This window comes from Streptomyces caelestis, assembly GCF_014205255.1.
GTDB classification, from domain to species: domain Bacteria; phylum Actinomycetota; class Actinomycetes; order Streptomycetales; family Streptomycetaceae; genus Streptomyces; species Streptomyces caelestis.
Genome location: NZ_JACHNE010000001.1, coordinates 2117873 through 2139465, shown reverse-complemented (window position 1 = coordinate 2139465; position 21593 = coordinate 2117873). Strand labels below are relative to the sequence as shown.

Sequence of the window (21593 nt, the reverse complement as noted above, 5' to 3'; positions counted from 1 at the left end):
GGGCCCAAGCGGTCTAGCCGTCGGTCCGGCGGCGGGCGAGCCGATGCTCGCGCTACTCCCAGTCCCAGCCGATTCCCACGAACCCGGTCCGCACCCGCGGCTCGACCAGGTGCACCGACCGGTGCCGTCCGCTCAGTGCCAGCTCCTGGCCGCCGGTGCGCGGGGCCGCCGCCGAGTGCTGGGCGAAACGGTGGCAGCGCACCGGCAGGGCCGCCGCGTCGAAGCACACCTGGAGCGCGTACTGGCCGCCGGGGGAGTCGAAGCCGCGGAGGTACTCGTGTGACACACCGGCCGTGCCGTCCTCGACGCCGACGCGGAACAGGAAGGTGTCGCCGGCCCGTAGCCGGGTGTCGAAGAGCAGCTCGGCCGCGAGCACTCCCGTGTCGTGGTGCCAACGGACGCGTCCCGTACGGCAGTTCTCCAGCGCGTGCACCCTCATGCGCTCCGGTACGGCTCCCCGGTCGCCGTGGTGGACGGCCACGAAGCGGTCCACGCCGTCCCGGTGGGCGCGCACGATGTGGTGCGACTCCCGTTCGGACAGCTCGCGCCGTGCCCCGATCCGCAGCCGCTCGTGGTGCCCGAGGCTGTGCAGACCGCCGTCCGGCGGGCAGCCCAGCTCGGCCAGCAGCTGGTCCAGCACCCCGGAGGCCTCGACGAGCGAGCGGTAGGAGCGGGCCGCGGACCGCTGCCCGGACGGGCCTTCGCCGGATTCGGCGAGCAGCCGGATCAGCGACTCCTCGGGAAGCTCCAGGATCTCCTCCAGCGCGCGCACGGCCCGCAGCGACTCGGGGCGCTGCGGGCGCCTGGCCCCCTGCTGCCAGTAACTCAGGCTGGTGACGCCGACCTTCACCCCGTGGCGGGACAGATGGTGTTGCACGCGTTGCAGCGGCAGCCCGCGGGCGGCGATCGCGGCACGCAGGGCGACGTGGAAGGGGCCGCCGCGCAGAACCGAGTCCAGTTCCGCCGTGGCGACGTCCGCGTGCTGTGGGGCGTGCGGCATGCAGGGGCCTCTCTGTGAGTCGGCGACGGCTGGTCAGACCGTTCGCGCGGGCCGCCCGGGACCGTCCCGCCGGCGCAGGGGAGGTCTTCACATCCGTACGCCGTCGTTCAGGACCCCGAGTTCCCCCGCATTGAAGCGTGTTGACCTGGTCCCGACAACACCTGATGCCGGACAGGGACGTACTCCCGGCCGGGCCCGTCCGGACATGCGACCGCCCGGGGCGTAACACCCCGGGCGGTCTCTGCTGACGGCGCGCCCGGCCTCCGCCGAGGCCGGTCCTGTCTAGGAGCGGTCGCCTGCGCCCCGTTCCTCGACGGCCAAGCGCTTGGCCCGCACTATGTCGGGGTCGCGCGGGTCGAGGGCGTCGTGCAGCGCGAACGGTTCGTCCGCGTACCGGCGGGCACGGACGGCCCGCCGGGTTTTCTCGATCCGCATCCGCTTCATCTGCGCAGCCCTCCGACCCGCGGACCGGCCGTTTCGCACCGAAACGGCCGGTCCGCACCGACAACCTGTGCCTGCACCGACACGGCCTCCGCCCGCCGGACGCCGCCGTGTCTCCGTGGGAAGCCTCCATTCCCGCTCCCGGCGTGCCGTAACCCCGGGCGGGGCATGCCGTTGGAAACTGCCCCTCGCCGAGCCCGTCATCGTGCCCGGCGGTCCCGTCGGACTGTCGGTGCTCGCCAGTAGGGTGTGAGACATGGCCGACCCCTCCAGCTACCGCCCCAAACCGGGTGAGATCCCCGACTCGCCGGGGGTCTACAGGTTCCGTGACGAGCACCGCCGGGTGATCTACGTCGGCAAGGCGAAGAGCCTGCGCCAACGCCTGGCGAACTACTTCCAGGACCTGGCGGGCCTCCACCCGCGCACCCGCTCCATGGTCACCACGGCCGCGTCCGTGGAGTGGACGGTGGTGTCCACGGAGGTCGAGGCCCTCCAGCTGGAGTACTCGTGGATCAAGGAGTACGACCCCCGGTTCAACGTCAAGTACCGCGACGACAAGAGCTACCCGTACCTCGCGGTGACGATGAACGAGGAGTACCCGCGCGTGCAGGTGATGCGCGGTCACAAGAAGAAGGGCGTCCGCTACTTCGGGCCGTACGCGCACGCGTGGGCGATCCGCGACACCGTCGACCTCCTGCTGCGCGTCTTCCCCGTGCGCACATGCTCCGCGGGCGTCTTCAAGAACGCCGCCCGCACGGGCCGCCCCTGCCTCCTCGGCTACATCGGCAAGTGCTCGGCTCCTTGCGTGGACCGGGTCTCCGCCGAGGAGCACCGCGAACTGGCCGACGAGTTCTGCGACTTCATGACCGGCCGTACGAACACGTACATCCGCCGCCTGGAGAGGCAGATGACTGAGGCGGCCGAGGAGATGGAGTACGAGCGGGCGGCCCGGCTGCGCGACGACATCGGGGCCCTGAAGAAGGCGATGGAGAAGAACGCGGTCGTGCTCGCCGACGCGACCGACGCCGATCTGATCGCGGTCGCCGAGGACGAGCTGGAAGCGGCCGTGCAGATCTTCCACGTGCGCGGCGGACGGGTGCGCGGCCAGCGCGGCTGGGTCACCGACAAGGTGGAGGAGATCACCACCGGCGCCCTCGTGGAGCACGCCCTGCAGCAGCTGTACGGCGAGGAGACGGGCGACGCCGTCCCCAGGGAGGTCCTGGTCCCCGCCCTGCCCGATCCCGTGGAGCCCGTCCAGGAGTGGCTCACCGGCCGGCGCGGCTCGGGCGTCTCCCTGCGCGTCCCGCAGCGCGGCGACAAGAAGGCCCTCATGGAGACGGTCCAGCGCAACGCCCAGCAGGCACTCGTCCTGCACAAGACCAAGCGCGCCTCCGACCTGACCACGCGCTCGCGCGCACTGGAGGAGATCGCCGACGCCCTCGACCTGGACAGCGCCCCGCTGCGGATCGAGTGCTACGACATCTCCCACCTCCAGGGCGACGACGTCGTGGCCTCCATGGTCGTCTTCGAGGACGGCCTGGCCCGCAAGAGCGAGTACCGGCGCTTCCAGATCAAAGGTTTCGCGGGCCAGGACGACGTCCGCTCCATGCACGAGGTGATCACCCGCCGCTTCCGCCGCTACCTCGCCGAGAAGGAGAGGACGGGCGAGTGGGCGGACGGCGAGCCCGCTGAGAACGGCGTGACCCCTGAGAACGGCGAGACCACCGAGACCGCCGAGAACGGCGAGCCGGCTGACACCGGCGAGACCATCGGAACGAGCCTCACCGAGGACGACGGCCGCCCCAAGAAGTTCGCCTACCCGCCGCAGCTCGTGGTCGTCGACGGCGGCGCCCCGCAGGTGGCGGCCGTCCGGCGGGCGCTGGACGAGCTCGGGATCGACGACATCGCCGTGTGCGGCCTCGCCAAGCGCCTGGAGGAGGTCTGGCTGCCCGGCGACGACGACCCGGTGGTCCTGCCCCGCACCAGCGAGGGCCTGTACCTGCTCCAGCGGGTCCGTGACGAGGCCCACCGCTTCGCGATCACCTACCAGCGCACCAAGCGGTCCAAGCGCTTCCGCTCCAGCCCCCTGGACGACGTCCCGGGGCTCGGGGACACGCGCAAGCAGGCACTCCTGAAACACTTCGGTTCGTTGAAGAGACTGCGATCCGCCACCATCGACCAGATCTGCGAGGTACCCGGCATAGGCCGCAAGACCGCCGAGACCATCGCGGTGGCCCTCGCCCAGGCGGCCCCGGCCGCACCCGCCGTCAACACGGCCACTGGAGAGATCATGGAAGAGGAACCCGGCACCATGGGTTCCAGTGGGGAGCCCGTACGGACGGGCGCCCCGGACGAACGACGGGGGCAGGAGACATGAATGTGAACGAGCACGACGGGCACGAAGAGCAAGCCGGAGACGGAGCACAGGTGAGTACGGGCACGCCCAACGACAAGGCCGGGGTCCCGGACGCGGCCATCCCCGAGTTGGTGATCATCTCCGGCATGTCCGGGGCCGGCCGCTCGACGGCCGCGAAGTGTCTGGAGGACCTCGGCTGGTTCGTCGTCGACAACCTGCCGCCCGCGCTGATCCCCACCATGGTGGAGCTCGGCGCCCGCTCCCAGGGCAACGTGGCCCGGATCGCCGTCGTCGTCGACGTCCGCGGCCGCCGCTTCTTCGACAACCTCCGCGAGTCCTTGGCCGACCTGGAGGCGAAGAACGTCACCCGGAGGATCGTCTTCCTGGAGTCCTCCGACGAGGCCCTGGTGCGCCGCTTCGAGTCGGTGCGCCGCCCGCACCCCCTCCAGGGCGACGGGCGGATCGTCGACGGCATCGCCGCCGAGCGCGAGCTGCTGCGCGAGCTGCGCGGCGACGCCGACCTGGTGATCGACACCTCCAGCCTCAACGTCCACGAGCTGCGCGCCAAGATGGACGCCCAGTTCGCCGGCGAGGAGGAGCCGGAGCTGCGGGCCACGGTCATGTCCTTCGGCTACAAGTACGGGCTGCCGGTCGACGCCGACCTGGTCGTCGACTGCCGCTTCCTGCCGAACCCGCACTGGGTCCCGGAGCTGCGCCCGTTCACCGGCCTGAACGACGAGGTCTCCGGGTACGTCTTCAACCAGCCCGGCGCCAAGGAGTTCCTCGACCGGTACACGGAGCTCCTCCAGCTCATCGCCACCGGCTACCGCCGTGAGGGCAAGCGCTACGTGACCATCGCCGTGGGCTGCACGGGCGGCAAGCACCGCTCGGTCGCCATGTCGGAGAAGCTCGCCGCCCGGCTCGCCGCCGAGGGTGTGGAGACGGTGGTCGTACACCGGGACATGGGACGCGAATGACACGACGTACTCCGCGGCTGAGCCGGCTGCGCCGGGTGGTGCCCGAGGGCAGCACCGACGGAAGGAGCGGCCGGCCGGCCGAGGCCCGGGGCGGCAGACCCCGCCGCCGGGGCACCCAGCCCAAGGTCGTCGCCCTCGGCGGCGGCATGGGCCTGTCCGCCTCGCTCGCCGCGCTGCGCCGGATCACCGGCGACCTCACCGCCGTCGTCACCGTGGCCGACGACGGCGGATCCAGCGGCCGGCTGCGCGACGAACTGGGTGTGCTGCCGCCCGGCGACCTGCGCAAGGCCCTGGCCGCGCTGTGCGGCGACGACGACTGGGGCCAGACCTGGGCGCGTGTCATCCAGCACCGCTTCCAGTCCAAGGGCGACCTGCACGAGCACGCGGTCGGCAACCTGCTGATCGTGGCCCTGTGGGAGCAGCTCGGCGACCACGTCCAGGCCCTCGACCTGGTCGGGCGGCTGCTCGGCGCGCAGGGGCGCGTGCTGCCCATGTCCGCCGTCCCGCTGGAGCTCCAGGCCCTGGTGAAGGGGCACGACCCGGCGCGCCCGGACGAGGTGGACACGGTCCGCGGCCAGGCCACCGTCGCCCTCACCCCGGGCGAGGTGCAGTCCGTGCACGTCGTGCCGCACGACCCGCCCGCCGTGCCCGAGGCGGTCCAGGCCGTCCTGGACGCGGACTGGGTGGTGCTCGGCCCCGGCTCCTGGTTCTCCTCGGTCATCCCGCATCTGCTGGTGCCCGAGCTGCTGGACGCGCTCACGCAGACCAAGGCCCGCCGGGTGCTCTCCCTGAACCTCGCCCCACAGCCCGGAGAAACAGAGGGCTTCTCCCCGCAGCGTCATTTGGAGGTTTTGGGACGACACGCCCCTAAACTCGCCCTGGACGTGGTGCTGGCCGACGAGGCCGCCGTGCCTGACCGTGACTCCCTGACCGACGCCGCCAAGCGCTTCGGGGCCGCGGTCGAGCTGGCGCCGGTGGCCCGGCCCGACGGGACCCCGAGGCACGACCCGGAGCTGTTGGCCGCCGCGTACGACCGTATTTTTCGGATGCATGGAAGGATCGGCCCATGGCGATGACGGCAGCGGTGAAGGACGAGATCTCCCGGCTCCCCGTCACCCGGACCTGCTGCAGAAAGGCGGAGGTCTCCGCCATCCTGCGGTTCGCCGGCGGCCTCCACCTGGTGAGCGGTCGGATTGTGATCGAGGCGGAGCTGGACACGGCGATGGCGGCCCGCCGCCTCAAGCGGGACATCCTGGAGATCTTCGGCCACAGCTCGGAACTGATCGTGATGGCACCGGGCGGACTGCGCCGCGGCTCGCGCTACGTGGTGCGCGTCGTCGCGGGCGGTGACCAGCTGGCCCGCCAGACCGGCCTGGTCGACGGGCGGGGCCGCCCGATCCGCGGCCTGCCCCCGCAGGTGGTCTCGGGGGCCACCTGCGACGCCGAGGCCGCCTGGCGTGGTGCCTTCCTGGCGCACGGCTCGCTCACCGAGCCCGGCCGCTCCTCCTCCCTGGAGGTGACCTGCCCGGGCCCCGAGGCCGCGCTCGCCCTGGTCGGCGCCGCCCGCCGCCTCCAGATCCCCGCGAAGGCCCGCGAGGTGCGCGGCGTGGACCGGGTCGTCGTCCGCGACGGCGACGCGATCGGCGCCCTGCTCACCCGCCTCGGCGCCCACGAGTCGGTGCTGGCCTGGGAGGAGCGCCGGATGCGCCGCGAGGTGCGGGCCACGGCGAACCGGCTCGCCAACTTCGACGACGCCAACCTGCGCCGCTCGGCCCGCGCGGCGGTCGCCGCCGGTGCCCGAGTGCAGCGCGCGCTGGAGATCCTCGGCGAGGACGTGCCCGAGCACCTCGCCGCGGCCGGCCGGCTGCGCATGGATCACAAGCAGGCCTCCCTGGAGGAGCTGGGCGCGCTCGCCGACCCGCCGCTGACCAAGGACGCCGTCGCCGGCCGGATCCGCCGCCTGCTGGCCATGGCCGACAAGCGCGCCTCCGACCTGGGCATCCCGGGCACGGAGGCCAACCTCTCCGAGGAGCTGGCCGACAACCTCGTAGGCTGATCCCACAGTCCGTCAAGCAGCCGGTGCCTGCCTCCACTTGGGTGGTCGGCACCGGCTTTCGCGTGTCGCTCGGGCACTCTTGACTCGATCATGGACTGTCATGAGCCTGGCATCTGTTCGCTGCTGTGGCGAACCCACGCTAGGGGGGTTCATGAGACGAAGAGCGAGATCGATCCTCGCTGTCGGCGCGCTCCTGATCGGCGGAGCGAGCATCGCACCCATCGCCCAGGCACAACCCGACAGTTCAGCCCCGTCCGACCCGGACGAAGTCAAGGTCTTCCGCGCCGACGTCACCCGCGAACAGGTACCCCTGCTGCTCGCGGCCGGCCAGGACGGCCACGAACTCAGCGAGCAGGTGCCAGAGAAGGGCACCGCCACCATCGAGGTCATCCTGACCGACCAGCAGGCGAAGAAGCTGGCGAAGCAGGGCGTCGACCTCGCCGAGCACGACCTCTCCACCAAGGCGGAAGCCCGCGTCGCCAACGCCGCCGAGGGTGTGTTCCGCCCGTACGGCGGCAAGGGCGGCATCAAGGAGGAGATCCTCAGGACCGCGCAGGAGAACCCCGGCCTCACCAAGGTGGTCTCCATCGGCAAGACGGTCAAGGGCCAGGACATCCTCGCGCTGAAGCTCACCAAGGGCGCGAAGAAGGCGAAGGACGGTTCCAAGCCCTCGGTCCTCTACCTGTCCAACCAGCACGCGCGTGAGTGGATCACGCCGGAGATGACCCGGCGCCTGATGCACCACTACCTGGACAACTACAAGAAGGACCGGCGCGTCAAGAAGATCGTCGACTCCACCGAACTGTGGTTCGTCATCTCGGCCAACCCCGACGGCTACGACCACACGCACGCCAGTGACGCCAACCGCCTGTGGCGCAAGAACCTGCGGGACGTCAACGGCGACGGCGTCATCGGCACCGGCGACGGCGTCGACCTCAACCGCAATTTCGCCTACAAGTGGGGCTACGACGACGAGGGCTCGTCCCCCAACCCCACCAGCGAGACCTACCGCGGCGCGGGCCCGAACTCCGAGCCGGAGACCCAGGCGCTGGACGCCTTCCAGAAGCGGATCGGTTTCACCTACGGCATCAACTACCACTCCGCCGCCGAACTCATCCTCTACGGAGTCGGCTGGCAGGTGGCTACGCACACCCCCGACGACGTCGTGTACGAAGCGCTCGCCGGTACGCCCGAGAACCCCGCGATCCCCGGCTACCACCCGCAGGTCTCCTCCGAGCTGTACACCACCAACGGCGAGGCCGACGGCCACGCGGCGAACGTCAACGGCCTGGCGATGTTCACCCCCGAGATGTCGACCTGTCAGTCCGCCTCCAACGCCGACCCGAACGACGAGTGGAAGGCGTCCGACTGCCGGTCGATCTTCACCTTCCCGGACGACGAGAAGCTGATCCAGCAGGAGTTCGCCAAGAACGTCCCGTTCGCGCTCTCCGTCGCCGAGTCCGCATCCCACCCCGACCGGCCGTCCTCGTCGGTCGGACTGAGCGCCGCCGACTTCACCCCGGCCGCGTTCCCGGTGTCGTACTCCCGCGGCGCCGACCAGGAGGTCTCCGTCGTCGCACGCAAGTCGCTGCGCGACAAGGAGCTGAAGTACCGCGTCAACGGCGGCCGCACCGAGGACATGGCGCTCAAGCCCTGGAAGGGCGGCGAGACCTACGGCGGTGAGGACAACCTCTACTTCGACGAGTACCGCGCGAAGGTCAAGGACGGCGGCCCCGGCGACAAGGTCGAGGTGTGGTTCACCGCGGAGACGAGGAACGGCAAGACGGTCTCCAGCAAGCGCTTCACCTACACCGTCGCCGAACGGCCCAAGGCGGACGCCCTCGTCGTAGCCGAGGAGGGAGCGACCGCCACGCAGGCGCGGACGTACGTGGACGCGCTCAAGGCCAACGGCCGCAAGGCGCTCGTCTGGGACGTCGCCGAGCGCGGCGCGCCGGACGCGCTGGGGGTGCTGAGTCACTTCGACACCGTCGTCCACTACACGGGCGCGAGCGTCCCCGGCAACGCCACCCAGCTCCAGCTGCGCGCCTTCCTCAATGAGGGCGGCAGACTGATCGAGGCCGGTGAGCAGGCCGGCGGCAGCGTCGACCTCGGCGGCGGCACCCTGTCGAACGACTTCAGCCAGTACTACCTGGGCGCCTACAGCCGTACCTCGGCCGCCGGAGCCACCGGCTTCACCGGGTCCGGCGAGCTGGGCGGCTTCACGGGCCCGCTCGCCGGCGCGCCCGGCAACCCGCTGGACAAGGCGGGCCGGTACGGCGTCACCTCCGACGAACTGCCCGCGGAGGAGTTCCCGCAGTTCGCGAGCAAGGGCGCCGGACAGTTCGCCGGCGCGGTCAACCCGTACGGCCCGTACGCGGGCTCCTCGATGGCCGCCGCCGTCCACACCGACGACGCCTACAAGCGCCTCACCCGCACCGTCGACCTCACCGGTGCCGCCGCGGCCGACAAGCCCACCCTGCGCACCCAGCTGATGTGGGACACCGAGCCCGGCTACGACAACGTCCTGGTCGAGGCCCACACCACGGGTGCCGACGACTGGACGACCCTGCCCGAGACGGGCGGCGTCACCAAGGCCACCGTCCCGGCCGAGTGCGGGGGCGGTTTCTACGTCCGTGAGCACCCGTGGCTGAAGCGCTACCTGACTCTGTCGGACGACGGCTGCACCGCGAGGGGCAGCACCGGGTCGTGGAACAGCCTCACCGGCTCCTCCGGCGGCTGGCAGCGGGTGGAGTTCGACCTGAGCGCGTACGCCGGCAGGACGGTCGAGGTCTCGATCAGCTACGTCACCGACCCGGGCACCGGCGGGCACGGCGTCCTCGCCGACGACGCCTCGCTCGTCGTCGGCGGCACGGCGAAGGAGACCGAGGGCTTCGAGACCTCGCTCGGCGCCTGGAAGGCGGCCGGACCGCCCGCGGGCAGCCCGGCCGTCCTGAAGGACTGGACCCGCACCGGGGCCCTGTTCCAGACCTACGGCGCGGTCACCACGGACGACACCGTGCTGCTGGGCTTCGGCCTGGAGCACGTCGCCACCGCGGCCGACCGGGCGGCACTGATGAGAAAGGCGCTCGCCTCCCTCGACGTGTGACCCCACGGGAGCTGGGAACTCTCCGTCAACAGGCACCACACCGAGTAGCGAAATCGAGTGATCTGGCTCTCGGTGGCGGGCGGTCCGTACCCTACTGGCCGGTACGGACCGCCCTGCCGTGTATGGGGCATCTGGATGTCACCACCGCAGCCTCAGGGAGGTAGGGTCGTAGGCGGTCGGGGACATCCCAAACAGAGCTCGCCGGCTCTTCATGGCCGGCGTACCAACGAGGAGATCGGTTCGTGACGATCCGCGTAGGCATCAACGGCTTCGGCCGCATCGGTCGTAACTACTTCCGCGCGCTGCTGGAGCAGGGTGCAGACATCGAGATCGTGGCTGTCAACGACCTGGGTGACACCGCGACCACCGCTCACCTGCTGAAGTACGACACCATCCTCGGCCGCCTCAAGCAGGAGGTCTCGCACACCGAGGACACCATCACCGTCGGCGACAAGACCATCAAGGTCCTCGCCGAGCGCAACCCCGCCGACATCCCGTGGGGCGAGCTGGGCGTCGACATCGTCATCGAGTCGACCGGCATCTTCACCAAGAAGGCCGACGCCGAGAAACACATCGCCGGCGGCGCCAAGAAGGTCCTCATCTCGGCTCCGGCCAAGGACGAGGACGTCACCATCGTGATGGGCGTCAACCAGGACAGCTACGACCCGGCGAACCACCACGTCATCTCCAACGCCTCCTGCACCACCAACTGTGTGGCGCCGATGGCCAAGGTCCTCGACGAGAACTTCGGCATCGTCAAGGGCCTGATGACGACGGTGCACGCGTACACGAACGACCAGCGCATCCTGGACTTCCCGCACAAGGACCTGCGCCGCGCCCGTGCCGCCGCCGAGAACATCATCCCGACCACCACGGGTGCCGCCAAGGCCACCGCGCTGGTCCTCCCGCAGCTCAAGGGCAAGCTGGACGGCATGGCCATGCGCGTCCCGGTCCCGACCGGTTCGGTCACCGACCTGGTCCTCGAGCTCGGCCGCGAGGTCACCAAGGAAGAGGTCAACGCCGCCTTCCAGAAGGCGGCCGAGGGCGAGCTGAAGGGCATCCTCGAGTACACCGAGGACCCGATCGTCTCGTCCGACATCGTGAACGCCCCGGCGTCCTGCACCTTCGACTCCTCCCTGACCATGGTCCAGGAGGGCAAGAACGTGAAGGTCATCGGCTGGTACGACAACGAGTGGGGCTACTCCAACCGCCTCGTCGACCTGACGGTCTTCGTCGGCAACCAGCTCTGATCCACGGAGCAGGCACGTCCATGTGAGAACAGGGCTCGGGCAGCGCGAGAATGCGCTGTCCGAGCCCTGACTCACGTACAGATCAGAGCTGTTCGATCACGAGCGCTTTCGAGCGATCACGAGCTCTTCCAGGAGTCCCCTCATGAAGACGATCGACGAACTCCTCTCCGAAGGGGTATCCGGCAAGCGGGTCTTCGTCCGCGCCGACCTGAACGTGCCGCTGGACGGCACCACCATCACCGACGACGGCCGGATCCGTGCCGTGGTGCCCACGGTCAAGGCCCTCGCCGACGCGGGCGCCCGGGTGGTCGTCGCCTCGCACCTGGGCCGCCCCAAGGGCGCCCCGGACCCGGCCTTCTCCCTCGCCCCGGCCGCCGCCCGCCTCGGTGAACTCCTCGACGCCGACGTACCGTTCGCCACCGACACGGTCGGCGAGTCCGCCCGGGCCACCGTCGCCGCCCTCGCCGACGGCCAGGTCGCGGTCGTCGAGAACCTGCGCTTCAACGCCGGCGAGACCAGCAAGGACGACGCCGAGCGCGGCGCCTTCGCCGACCAGCTCGCCGCCCTCGCGGACCTCTACGTCGGCGACGGCTTCGGCGCCGTGCACCGCAAGCACGCCTCCGTCTACGACCTCCCGGCCCGGCTGCCGCACGGCGCCGGCTACCTCATCGCCAAGGAGGTCGCCGTGCTGAAGAAGCTGACGGAGGACCTCCAGCGGCCCTACGTCGTCGCCCTCGGCGGCGCCAAGGTCTCCGACAAGCTCGCCGTCATCGACCAGCTGCTCGGCAAGGCCGACCGCATCCTCATCGGCGGCGGCATGGCCTACACGTTCCTCAAGGCCAAGGGCTACGAGGTCGGCGGTTCCCTCCTCCAGGAGGACCAGATCGCGGCCGTCCAGGAGTACGTCGAGCGGGCCGAGAAGACCGGCGTCGAGCTGGTCGTGCCCGTCGACGCCCTGAGCGCGACCGAGTTCCCGGACCTGAAGACCAAGGCTCCCGCCCACCCCACGACCGTCGCCGCGGACGCCATCCCGGCCGACCAGATGGGCCTCGACATCGGGCCCGAGACCCGCAAGCTGTACGCGTCCAAGCTCGCCGACGCCGCCACCGTCTTCTGGAACGGGCCCATGGGCGTCTTCGAGCACCCCGACTACGCCGAGGGCACCAAGGCGGTCGCCCAGGCCCTCGTCGAATCCAAGGGCTTCACCGTGGTCGGCGGCGGCGACTCCGCCGCCGCCGTGCGCACCCTCGGCTTCGACGAGACGGCATTCGGCCACATCTCGACCGGTGGCGGCGCCTCCCTCGAATACCTCGAGGGCAAGACGCTCCCCGGCCTCGCCGCACTGGAGGACTGACCTAGATGAGCACGCGCACGCCGCTGATGGCGGGCAACTGGAAGATGAACCTCAACCACCTCGAGGCCATCGCCCACGTCCAGAAGCTCGCCTTCGCCCTGGCCGACAAGGACTACGAGGCCGTCGAGGTCGCCGTCCTGCCGCCCTTCACCGACCTGCGCTCCGTACAGACCCTGGTCGACGGCGACAAGCTCAAGATCAAGTACGGCGCCCAGGACATCTCGGCACACGACGGCGGTGCCTACACCGGCGAGATCTCCGGCCCCATGCTGGCCAAGCTGAAGTGCACGTTCGTCGCCATCGGCCACAGCGAGCGCCGCCAGTACCACGCCGAGACCGACGAGCTGGTGAGCGCCAAGGTCAAGGCCGCCTACAAGCACGGCCTGACCCCCATCCTGTGCGTCGGCGAGGAGCTGGAGGTCCGCGAGGCGGGCAACCACGTCTCCCACACCCTCGCCCAGGTCGAAGGCGGTCTGAAGGACCTCCCCGCCGAGCAGGCCGAGACCGTCGTGATCGCGTACGAGCCCGTCTGGGCCATCGGCACCGGCAAGGTCTGCGGCGCCGAGGACGCCCAGGAGGTCTGCGCGGCGATCCGCGGCAAGATCGCCGAGCTGTACTCGCAGGACGTGGCCGACAAGGTCCGCATCCAGTACGGCGGCTCCGTGAAGTCCGGCAACGTCGCCGAGATCATGGCGCAGGCCGACATCGACGGCGCCCTGGTCGGCGGCGCCTCGCTGGACGCCGACGAGTTCGTCAAGATCGTCCGCTTCCGCGACCAGTGAGTATGCGGTAGGCGCGATCCGTCGTACCCTTGCGGGGTCCAGCACTGTGCTGGGCCCCGCGTCGTCCATCCGAATCCGAGGAAGTTGGTCCAGCCGTGGTTTTGGGGTTCTCGATCGCCCTGATCGTCTTCAGCCTGCTGATGATGCTGCTGGTGCTGATGCACAAGGGGAAGGGCGGCGGCCTCTCCGACATGTTCGGTGGCGGCATGCAGTCCTCCGTCGGCGGCTCCTCGGTCGCCGAGCGCAACCTCGACCGGATCACCGTCGTGGTCGGTCTGCTCTGGTTCGCGTGCATTATCGTGCTCGGCATCCTGATGAAGGTGAACAACTGACCGGCCCGTATGACACACGCAATACGTACGCACGCAATACACACGCACGCGATACGTACGTAAGGCCCCATGTTCGGTACGCGCGGCAAAGCGCGGCCTATCATGGGGCTTGCGTCTAGGTGTGAGGGTTGTAACTCCAATCACTGGACGCGCGTTGGGCCTTACGTAGACTGAGGCGCTCGCAGCGAAGCGGAACGCCGACTCGCTTCGCGGCACCATCACGCAGGGAGTTACGACCGTGGCAAGTGGCAACGCGATCCGGGGAAGCCGGGTCGGGGCGGGGCCGATGGGCGAGGCCGAGCGCGGCGAGTCCGCGCCGCGGCTGCGCATCTCCTTCTGGTGCTCCAACGGACACGAGACTCAGCCGAGCTTCGCCAGCGACGCGCAGGTGCCCGAAACCTGGGACTGTCCCCGCTGCGGATTTCCGGCCGGCCAGGACCGGGACAACCCGCCGGCCCCGCCGCGCACCGAGCCCTACAAGACGCACCTGGCGTATGTGCGGGAGCGGCGCAGCGACGCGGACGGCGAGGCGATCCTCGCCGAGGCGCTCGCCAAACTGCGGGGCGAGATCTAGGAGTTGAGAACGGCCGGGCACCAGCGGGTGCCCGGCCGGAGCTGCTTTCCGCCCCGGCGTACCGCCGCTCGCGGACCGATTGTCAGTGGTGCCCTCTACGGTTTGTGCATCGGGCGAACCGTGAGGGGGAGCAGTGGCGACGGTCGAGGTGGGGAGCGTGCGCGCGCCCGCGTGGCGCGGGGGCTTCGGACGGCTGTGGAGCGCCGCCGTGCTCTCCAGCTTCGGTGACGCGCTGCGTACGGCCGCGCTGCCCCTGCTCGCCGTCACGCTGACCGACGAGCCGCTGCTCATCGCCTCCGTCACGGCCTGCGGCTATCTGCCCTGGATCGTCTTCGGCCTGCTCGGCGGGGCCGTCGCCGACCGCGTGGACCAGCGGCGCGCCATGTGGAGGGTGGATGCCTTACGAGGGCTGCTGGTCGCGGCCTTCGCGGTGGCCGTCGCCCTCGGTCACGCCTCGATCGGCCTGCTCATCGTGCTGGCCTTCGCCCTGACCACCCTCCAGACCCTCTTCGACAACGCCGCCACGGCGCTGCTGCCCGCCCTGGTCGACCGGGACGCCCTCGGCAGTGCCAACGCCCGGCTGCTGACGGGCCAGCGCATCGCGGGCGGCCTGCTGGGCGGGCCCGTCGTGCCGCTGCTGCTGGCGGCCGGAGTGGCCGTGCCCTTCGCGGCCGACGCCGTGACCTTCCTGGTGGCCGCCGCGCTGATCGCCTCGCTGCCGGCCGCCGAGTCCGGTCGGAAGCCCGGGCCGGCGGGCAGCACCCTGCGCCGCGAGGTCGCGGAGGGGCTGCGCACTCTGTGGCAGGACCGCGCGCTGCGCGGCCTGTGCGCCGCCACCGCTCTGTGCAACATCGGCATGGGCACCCAGCTTGCCATGCTGGTCGTCCTCGTCACCGACTGGCTGGAGGCGGGCCCCGCGGGATACGCCGCGGCGGGCGCGGCCTTCACCCTGGGCAGCCTGGCCGGGGGAGTGGCGAACGGCCGGCTGGTCGCGCGTCTCGGCCGGCTGCGGTCCGTGCTGCTCGCCGGCTCCGTGCAGACCGCCGCCCTCGTCGTCATGGGCACCGTGCGCAGCCTGACCGTGCTGGTGGGCGCGCTGGCCGTCTTCGGGCTCATGGGCATGGTGTGGAACGTCAACACGACGACGCTGATGCAGGAGCGCAGCCCCGCCGAACTCCTCGGCCGGGTCAGCTCGGCCTTCCGGACCCTGGCCTTCGCCGGTGTGCCCCTCGGCGCCCTGCTGGGCGGGGCCGTCGCCACCGCCTGGGGGCCGAACACCCCGCCTCTGCTCACGGCCGCCTTCTTCGTCCTCGCCGTCATCGCGCTGATACCCGTGCTCAACGTGAACGTAGTTGTTGTCGAGCCGGACGACGGCGCCACGACAGTCGATGTCACGCGCTGCTCCATTAGGTTGGGACCGGCAGCGGGGCAAGGTACGCAGGCAGGACAGGAAAGAAGGCTGAAGTCCGAGATGAACGCAGACGGCCGTACCAGGCTCAACCAGACGCCCGAGTGGACGGCACTGGCCAAGCATCGCGAGGAGCTGGGCGACGTCCAGTTGCGCGAGCTGTTCGCCGCCGACTCCGGCCGCGGCACCGCGTACACCCTCCGGGTCGGCGACCTGTACGTCGACTACTCCAAGCACCTCGTCACCGACGACACCCTGCGGCTGCTGCGCGAACTGGCCGCCGCCACCGACGTCTTCGGGCTCCGGGATGCCATGTTCCGCGGCGAGAAGATCAACACCACCGAGCACCGGGCCGTGCTGCACACCGCGCTGCGGGCCCCGCGGGACGCGGTCATCGAGGTCGATGGTGAGAACGTGGTGCCGGGCGTGCATGCCGTGCTCGACAAGATGGCCGACTTCGCCGAGCGTGTCCGCTCCGGCCGGTGGACCGGCCACACCGGCAAGCGCATCAGGAACGTGGTCAACGTCGGCATCGGCGGCTCCGACCTGGGTCCCGCGATGGCGTACGAGGTGCTGCGGGCCTTCACCGACCGCGACCTGACGGTCCGCTTCGTGTCGAACGTGGACGGGGCCGACCTGCACGAGGCGGTGCGGGACCTGGACCCGGCTCAGACGCTGTTCGTCATCGCCTCCAAGACCTTCACCACCATCGAGACGGTCACCAACGCCACGTCCGCGCGCGGCTGGCTGCTGGACGCGCTCGGTGACGAGGCCGCCGTCGCCAAGCACTTCGTGGCCCTGTCGACGAACGCCGAGAAGGTCGCCGAGTTCGGCATCGACACGGCCAACATGTTCGAGTTCTGGGACTGGGTCGGCGGCCGCTACTCGTACGACTCCGCGATCGGCCTGTCCCTGATGATCGCCATCGGTCCGGACAACTTCCGGGAGATGCTCGACGGCTTCCGCATCGTCGACGAGCACTTCCGGACCGCGCCCGCCGAGTCCAACGTGCCATTGCTGCTGGGGCTGTTGGGCATCTGGTACGGCAACTTCCACGACGCCCAGTCGCACGCGGTGCTGCCCTACAGCCACTACCTGTCCAAGTTCACCGCCTACCTCCAGCAGCTCGACATGGAGTCCAACGGCAAGTACGTCGGCCGGGACGGGCGTGAGGTGGAGTGGCAGACCGGGCCCGTGGTGTGGGGCACGCCGGGCACCAACGGGCAGCACGCCTACTACCAGCTCATCCACCAGGGCACGAAGCTCATTCCGGCGGACTTCATCGGCTTCGCGCGGCCGGTCGCCGAGCTGAGCGACCGGCTCAAGGCGCAGCACGACCTGCTGATGGCCAACTTCTTCGCCCAGACGCAGGCGCTCGCCTTCGGCAAGACCCCGGAGGAGGTGCGGGCCGAGGGTGTGCCGGAGGAGCTGGTGCCGCACAAGACCTTCAAGGGCAACCACCCGACGACCACGATCCTGGCGCCCGAGCTGACGCCGTCGGTGCTCGGCCAGCTGATCGCCCTCTACGAGCACAAGGTGTTCGTGCAGGGCGCGGTGTGGAACATCGATTCCTTCGACCAGTGGGGCGTCGAGCTCGGCAAGGTCCTCGCCAAGCGCATCGAGCCCGCGCTGACCGAGGGGGGCGAGGCCGAGGGACTGGACCCCTCCACCAAGGCCCTGGTCGCCACGTACCGGGAGCTGCGCGGCAGGCAGTGACGACCACCGCCGGGCGGGACGCGAGCGGCAGTACGCCGTTCGCGTCCTGAGGTGGTCCGACGATCAGCCATGCCGCGGTCGGGGGCCCGGCAACCCCCTGATGATCGCCTTGCTGGGGCCTGGGGCCTGGGGCCTGGGGCCTGGGGCCTGGGGGATGTGGCGGGCTCCCTGACGATCGCCTTGCCGGCGGCCGGGGGGCCTGCCGGCTCCCTGAAGATCGTCTTGCCGACCGCCTGAGGGTGATGCGGCGGGCTCCCTGACGATCACCTTGCCGGGGACCCGGGGACCCGGGGATGCGGGCGGCTCCCTGACGGTCGCCCTGCCGCGGACCCGGGGGCCGGCGACCTCCCCGACGATCCTCACGGCCGAAGCCCCGCCACCCGGCGTTCGTCAGGCGACCGCGCTCAGCGTGTCCGCCAGTCGGCGGCGGGCCGCGCGGGCCGCGGGCACGGCGGCCAGGGCGGCCGCGCAGAGGACCGCCGCCGTCCCGAGCAGCAGCATCAGAGGGGCGGACGGACCCTGGGCGATCCCGGCGCCGATGCCGCTCGATCTGCCCTGGGCGTCGATCAGCCAGTGGGCGAGCGGCAACCCCAGGGCCGTGGCGGCGAGCACGGCCGCCAGTGCCGTACAGCCCGTGGCCGTGACCGTGATGGCCGTGATCTGCCGGGGGGACAGGCCGATGGCCTTCAGAGCGAGCAGGTCCCGTTCGCTCTGGCGGACGGTGCCGCCGATCGCGGTCAGCAGCTCGATGAGCCCGATGAGGGCGAGGACGGCGATCAGACCGGCGACGACCGCGCGCAGCGGGGAGAGCCCGTCGGCGGGGTTGGTCACGGTGTGCACGTCCAGGTGGCCGCGCCCGGCCGTGGCCAGCCGGTCGGCGACCTCCCGCGGGTCGGCAGCGGGAGCCAGGCGCAGCTCGTAGAGGGTCGGGCGGAGCCCGGGGTCGTTCGCGCGGAGGGTGTCGAGGGACGTGGAGATGACCCGGCCGGCGTTCTCCGGCTCGATGCTGCGGCCCACGATGTGCAGGATCTGCGGCTGGTCGCCGACCGTCATCCGCACCCAGTCGCCGACGCGCACGTCCAGCAGGTCGAGCAGTCCCTGCCCGGCGACGGCCTCGTCGGCGCCGCGGGCGGGACGGCCTTCGGCGAGAGTGAACGGGTAGGGGTCCTGGGCGGTGCCGAGGCCGCGCAGGGCGATGGTCGCCGTCTGGCCCGGGACGAGGGCGGCCGTCTCCACGCCGGGGTAGGCGGCGGCCACCTCCGGGTCGCTTTCCAGGAGAGCGCGGGTCTGCCGCTCGTTCAGGCCGGCGTCGGCGCGGACGCTGAGGGCGGTCGGCAGGCCGACCTGCTCGGGCCTGCTGTGGAAGCGGTCGATGGTGGTCCAGGCGCTCATCGCCACGACGATCAGCAGCAGCGGCAGCGTGAGGCGGGCAACGGTGGCCAGGGATCGGGGGCGGCGGGTGAACGCCTTGTGGCAGCCCAGCACCAGCGCGGGCGGGATCCGCGCCCCGAGGGCGCGGCGTGCGAGGTCGGAGAGCTGCCCGGTCCGGGGAGCCGCGGGCGGCAGCCCGAGGACGCGACGCAGGCCGCCGGCCGGCCGCCCACCGGGCGGAACCGCCGCGGGCCGCGGGCCGAGCGCCCGGCCCGTCGCCCCGGACAACCGCCCGAGCGCCGCCGCGGGCCGCTGCACCGGCACCGGCGGCACGCGTCCCGCCCGCCAGGCGGCCAGCCCGGTGGTCGCGCCGATGAACAGCACGGCACCCACCGGGATCACGAACAGCGCCACGGTGTGTCCGGGCAGCCCCTGCCACATGCCCACCGCGTCCCCGAGCCGCCCCGGGATCCGGCTGCCCAGGGCCTCGGCCAGCGCTGCGGCGGCCACGGCGCCCAGGAGGGCGTAGGCGAGGTGCTGGAGCAGGAAGATGCGGACCACCTGGCCGGGGGTGAAGCCGATCGCCTTCAGCACGGAGAGGTCCCGCAGGTGGCCGCGGATGCGGGTGCCGATCGCCCCGTGCACGGCGAGCCCGGCGGCGACCAGCGCGCCCAGCCCGAACAGGCCCAGCACCTGGCCGAGGAGCCGGTTGTCGCCCTGGGCCTCGGCCCGGGCCTGCTGCCAGGTCGACACCTCCCCGATCGCCCCGGCGCCCAGGACGGTCACGGCACGCTGGACGACGTAGGACGTGTCGCCGGGATCGGTCAGCCGCAGTCCGATCACCTGGCCGTCGGGATCCGGCACGGCCGACGGCAGCGCCCACACCAGGCCCGGCTGTTCACCGGGCCGGTAGCGCGGCTCGGCGCTGTCGGCGAGGCCCACGACGGTCAGTTCGCGGGCGGTGCCGGGCACGGCGAGGGTGTCGCCGGGCTCTGCCAGCAACGCGCGGGCGAGGCGGCTCTCCAGGACCACACCGTTCGGGGTCGCGGGGTCCAGCCAGTGGCCGGAGACGACCGGCGGGCGGCCGACGGACGGCCGCTGCGCCGTGGCGCGCAGCTCCACGGCGGCCCGGCTGCCGCGCGAGGCGACCGTGGTGTCGGCGGTGGGGTACGGGCCGGCGACGGAGTCGACACCGTCCAGCCCGGCCAGCTTCCCGGTGTCGGCCGCGGTCTCGGTGTGCAGCCACACGTGCGCGCCGTGCGACTGCGTGAACACGCGCTGCCAGGGGTTGGTGGCGTACCCGAACAGGGCGGTGGCCAGCAGCAGGGAGGCGACGATGCCCGCGGTGGCGAGGACGAGGAACAGCGCCTCGCCGCGGTGCGTGCGCAGATCGGAGTGCGCCCAGCGCAGGGTGGCTCGCACGGGCCTCAGCCCCTCGGCCCGGACACCGGGCAACGGTCGTACACCCGCATGTCAGTCCTTCACCCGCATGTCAGTCCCTGAGTTCCAGCACACCGCATATCCCGGCCCGGCGCGGCGGTGTGCCGCCGTCGAGCTCCGCGTCGTCGGCGATCCGGCCGTCGAAGAAGCTGATCACCCGGTCCGCGGCGCTCGCCAGCCGCGCGTCATGGGTGACCAGCAGGATCGTCTGCCCGCGCTGGTGGAAGCGGGTCAGCAGCCGCATCACCTCGCGGGTGCCCTTGCTGTCGAGGCTGCCCGCGGGCTCGTCGGCCAGCAGCAGCGGGGGATGGTTGACCAGCGCCCGGGCCAGGGCGACCCGCTGCTGCTCACCGCCGGACAGCTCGCCCGGCATGCTGCGCTCCTTGCCCGTCAGGCCCAGCTCGGCCAGCAACTGCTCCCGCTCGGCCCGCGCTCGCTTCGGCGAGGTCCCGGCGAGCAGGGCGGGCAGCTCCACGTTGTCGGCGACGGACAGGTTGGACACGAGGTTGAAGAACTGGAAGACGATCCCGATCCGCTTCCTGCGCTCCACCGCCCAGCGGGCCTCGCTGTAGGTGTCGGTGGACTCGCCGCCGAGCCAGATCCTGCCCGCGTCCGGCCGCTGGAGGCCGCCGAGCAGATGCAGCAGTGTCGACTTCCCGGCACCGGACGGGCCGGTGATCGCCACGAACTCACCGGGCCGTACGCACAGGTCGACCCCGCGCACGGCATGGGCGGGCGCGCCCTCGCCGTGGTGCGTCTTCACCAGCCCCTCGGCGCGCAGCACAGGAGCGGGACGGTCGTCGCTCACTCCAGCTCCTCCAGCTCTTCCTGGCACCGCTCCAGCCAGTCGAGATCGGCTTGCAGGTGCAGCATCGCGCCCTCGATCAGCAGGTGGGCGATGCGGTTGTCGCGGTCTTCGGCGGCGGCCAGCCTCGACAGCTGCCGCATGGTGTTCAGGTACTGGCGCCGCTGCTGGTTGATCAGGGAGATCTGGTCGGCGAGACCGCTCTGCGGGGCGAGCGCCAGCTTCATGAAGAACTCGTCCCGTACCCGCGGCTCGTCCTCGGGCTCCTCGAACCAGGCGCGCAGCGCCTCCCGCCCGGCGTCGGTGAGGTGGTAGACCTTTTTGTTGGGCCGGCTGGACTGCGCCACGTCCTCGCCCTCGATCAGTCCCGACTTCTCGAGGCGGCCGAGGGTCACATAGATCTGGCCGACATTCGGCTGAGGGTACGCGGAGCCCAGCAGTTGCTCAAGGTCCTGCTTGAGCTCGTAGCCGTGGGCGGGTCCGCGGGCGAGGAGGGCCAGGAGGGGCAGGCGCACGCGTGCAGTCCTCCTGTCCGGTCCAATGTGCTCCAGGCCCTAGTATCGCCCATACCTAACAGGTATACATGGCCTCTGTTCCGGGCGAGGGCGCCCGTCGCCGGTGTACA

Annotated in this window: 16 protein-coding genes and 1 pseudogene; 12 read left to right on the top strand and 5 right to left on the bottom strand. The window is 71.2% G+C overall.

Annotated features, from left to right (window positions below; all coding sequences use genetic code 11):
• Positions 1-52: 52 nt before the first annotated feature.
• Together HDA41_RS09655 and HDA41_RS09650 are read right to left on the bottom strand one after the other, a co-directional pair.
• Positions 53-1000 carry a hypothetical protein gene (locus tag HDA41_RS09655; protein WP_184982528.1) on the bottom strand — a complete coding sequence of 316 codons (948 nt, stop codon included), beginning with the start codon at positions 998-1000 and terminating at the stop codon, positions 53-55.
• 282 nt (positions 1001-1282) lie between these two features.
• Positions 1283-1435 carry a hypothetical protein gene (locus HDA41_RS09650; RefSeq protein WP_184994169.1) on the bottom strand — a complete coding sequence of 51 codons (153 nt, stop codon included), beginning with the start codon at positions 1433-1435 and terminating at the stop codon, positions 1283-1285.
• A gap of 262 nt (positions 1436-1697) precedes the next feature.
• On the opposite strand from HDA41_RS09650, the gene uvrC reads away from it, so the two are divergent.
• The 12 genes and pseudogenes from uvrC (at position 1698) to pgi (ending at position 17352) form a co-directional block, all read left to right on the top strand.
• Positions 1698-3818 carry an excinuclease ABC subunit UvrC gene (uvrC, locus tag HDA41_RS09645; RefSeq protein ID WP_184982526.1) on the top strand — a complete coding sequence of 707 codons (2121 nt, stop codon included), beginning with the start codon at positions 1698-1700 and terminating at the stop codon, positions 3816-3818.
• On the top strand, positions 3815-4774 hold the full coding sequence (gene rapZ, locus HDA41_RS09640; protein WP_184982523.1) for an RNase adapter RapZ: 960 nt from the start codon (positions 3815-3817) through the stop codon (positions 4772-4774). Before uvrC ends, rapZ begins: the two co-directional genes overlap by 4 nt.
• On the top strand, positions 4771-5850 hold the full coding sequence (locus HDA41_RS09635) for a gluconeogenesis factor YvcK family protein (protein WP_184982521.1): 1080 nt from the start codon (positions 4771-4773) through the stop codon (positions 5848-5850). The genes rapZ and HDA41_RS09635 overlap by 4 nt, the downstream gene beginning before the upstream one ends.
• Positions 5841-6830 (top strand): DNA-binding protein WhiA, encoded by a 990-nt coding sequence (gene whiA / locus HDA41_RS09630; RefSeq protein WP_184982519.1) that lies wholly within the window; start codon positions 5841-5843, stop codon positions 6828-6830. The genes HDA41_RS09635 and whiA overlap by 10 nt, the downstream gene beginning before the upstream one ends.
• A gap of 151 nt (positions 6831-6981) precedes the next feature.
• A complete protein-coding gene (locus HDA41_RS09625; protein ID WP_184982517.1) occupies positions 6982-9936 on the top strand; it encodes a M14 family metallopeptidase in 2955 nt (984 codons plus the stop codon).
• A gap of 242 nt (positions 9937-10178) precedes the next feature.
• Positions 10179-11186, top strand: a complete 1008-nt coding sequence (gene gap / locus HDA41_RS09620) for a type I glyceraldehyde-3-phosphate dehydrogenase (RefSeq protein WP_086561720.1) — start codon at positions 10179-10181, stop codon at positions 11184-11186.
• Between the two features lie 142 nt (positions 11187-11328).
• A complete protein-coding gene (locus HDA41_RS09615; RefSeq protein ID WP_184982516.1) occupies positions 11329-12540 on the top strand; it encodes a phosphoglycerate kinase in 1212 nt (403 codons plus the stop codon).
• 5 nt (positions 12541-12545) lie between these two features.
• Positions 12546-13322 carry a triose-phosphate isomerase gene (gene tpiA / locus HDA41_RS09610; RefSeq protein WP_184982515.1) on the top strand — a complete coding sequence of 259 codons (777 nt, stop codon included), beginning with the start codon at positions 12546-12548 and terminating at the stop codon, positions 13320-13322.
• A gap of 95 nt (positions 13323-13417) precedes the next feature.
• Positions 13418-13654 carry a preprotein translocase subunit SecG gene (secG, locus tag HDA41_RS09605; RefSeq protein WP_208641567.1) on the top strand — a complete coding sequence of 79 codons (237 nt, stop codon included), beginning with the start codon at positions 13418-13420 and terminating at the stop codon, positions 13652-13654.
• A 238-nt stretch (positions 13655-13892) separates the two neighbouring features.
• Entirely contained in the window at positions 13893-14228 is a 336-nt protein-coding gene (locus tag HDA41_RS09600) for an RNA polymerase-binding protein RbpA (protein ID WP_078637775.1), read from the top strand.
• A 133-nt stretch (positions 14229-14361) separates the two neighbouring features.
• Positions 14362-15504: pseudogene (locus tag HDA41_RS41135) on the top strand (MFS transporter); the annotation flags it as partial.
• Positions 15505-15699: 195 nt separating this feature from the next.
• Positions 15700-17352, top strand: a complete 1653-nt coding sequence (gene pgi / locus HDA41_RS41130; RefSeq protein WP_230299579.1) for a glucose-6-phosphate isomerase — start codon at positions 15700-15702, stop codon at positions 17350-17352.
• Between the two features lie 390 nt (positions 17353-17742).
• Here the strand turns inward: pgi and HDA41_RS09590 are convergent, their stop codons facing one another.
• The 3 genes from HDA41_RS09590 to HDA41_RS09580 all read right to left on the bottom strand — a co-directional run bounded on the left by HDA41_RS09590 (position 17743) and on the right by HDA41_RS09580 (position 21483).
• Positions 17743-20145: an ABC transporter permease gene (locus tag HDA41_RS09590; protein ID WP_184982513.1), complete on the bottom strand. Its 2403-nt coding sequence runs from the start codon at positions 20143-20145 to the stop codon at positions 17743-17745.
• Between the two features lie 70 nt (positions 20146-20215).
• Positions 20216-20971 (bottom strand): ABC transporter ATP-binding protein, encoded by a 756-nt coding sequence (locus HDA41_RS09585; protein WP_184982512.1) that lies wholly within the window; start codon positions 20969-20971, stop codon positions 20216-20218.
• Positions 20968-21483: a PadR family transcriptional regulator gene (locus HDA41_RS09580; protein WP_184982510.1), complete on the bottom strand. Its 516-nt coding sequence runs from the start codon at positions 21481-21483 to the stop codon at positions 20968-20970. The genes HDA41_RS09585 and HDA41_RS09580 overlap by 4 nt, the downstream gene beginning before the upstream one ends.
• Positions 21484-21593: the final 110 nt, after the last annotated feature.

Bases quoted from the DNA above. Each gene is read 5' to 3' on its own strand.
- HDA41_RS09655 (WP_184982528.1), bottom strand. From the start codon at position 1,000: ATGCCGCACGCCCCACAGCACGCGGACGTCGCCACGGCGGAACTGGAC.
- HDA41_RS09650 (WP_184994169.1), bottom strand. From the start codon at position 1,435: ATGCGGATCGAGAAAACCCGGCGGGCCGTCCGTGCCCGCCGGTACGCG.
- uvrC (WP_184982526.1), top strand. From the start codon at position 1,698: ATGGCCGACCCCTCCAGCTACCGCCCCAAACCGGGTGAGATCCCCGAC.
- rapZ (WP_184982523.1), top strand. From the start codon at position 3,815: ATGAATGTGAACGAGCACGACGGGCACGAAGAGCAAGCCGGAGACGGA.
- HDA41_RS09635 (WP_184982521.1), top strand. From the start codon at position 4,771: ATGACACGACGTACTCCGCGGCTGAGCCGGCTGCGCCGGGTGGTGCCC.
- whiA (WP_184982519.1), top strand. From the start codon at position 5,841: ATGGCGATGACGGCAGCGGTGAAGGACGAGATCTCCCGGCTCCCCGTC.
- HDA41_RS09625 (WP_184982517.1), top strand. From the start codon at position 6,982: ATGAGACGAAGAGCGAGATCGATCCTCGCTGTCGGCGCGCTCCTGATC.
- HDA41_RS09615 (WP_184982516.1), top strand. From the start codon at position 11,329: ATGAAGACGATCGACGAACTCCTCTCCGAAGGGGTATCCGGCAAGCGG.
- tpiA (WP_184982515.1), top strand. From the start codon at position 12,546: ATGAGCACGCGCACGCCGCTGATGGCGGGCAACTGGAAGATGAACCTC.
- pgi (WP_230299579.1), top strand. From the start codon at position 15,700: ATGAACGCAGACGGCCGTACCAGGCTCAACCAGACGCCCGAGTGGACG.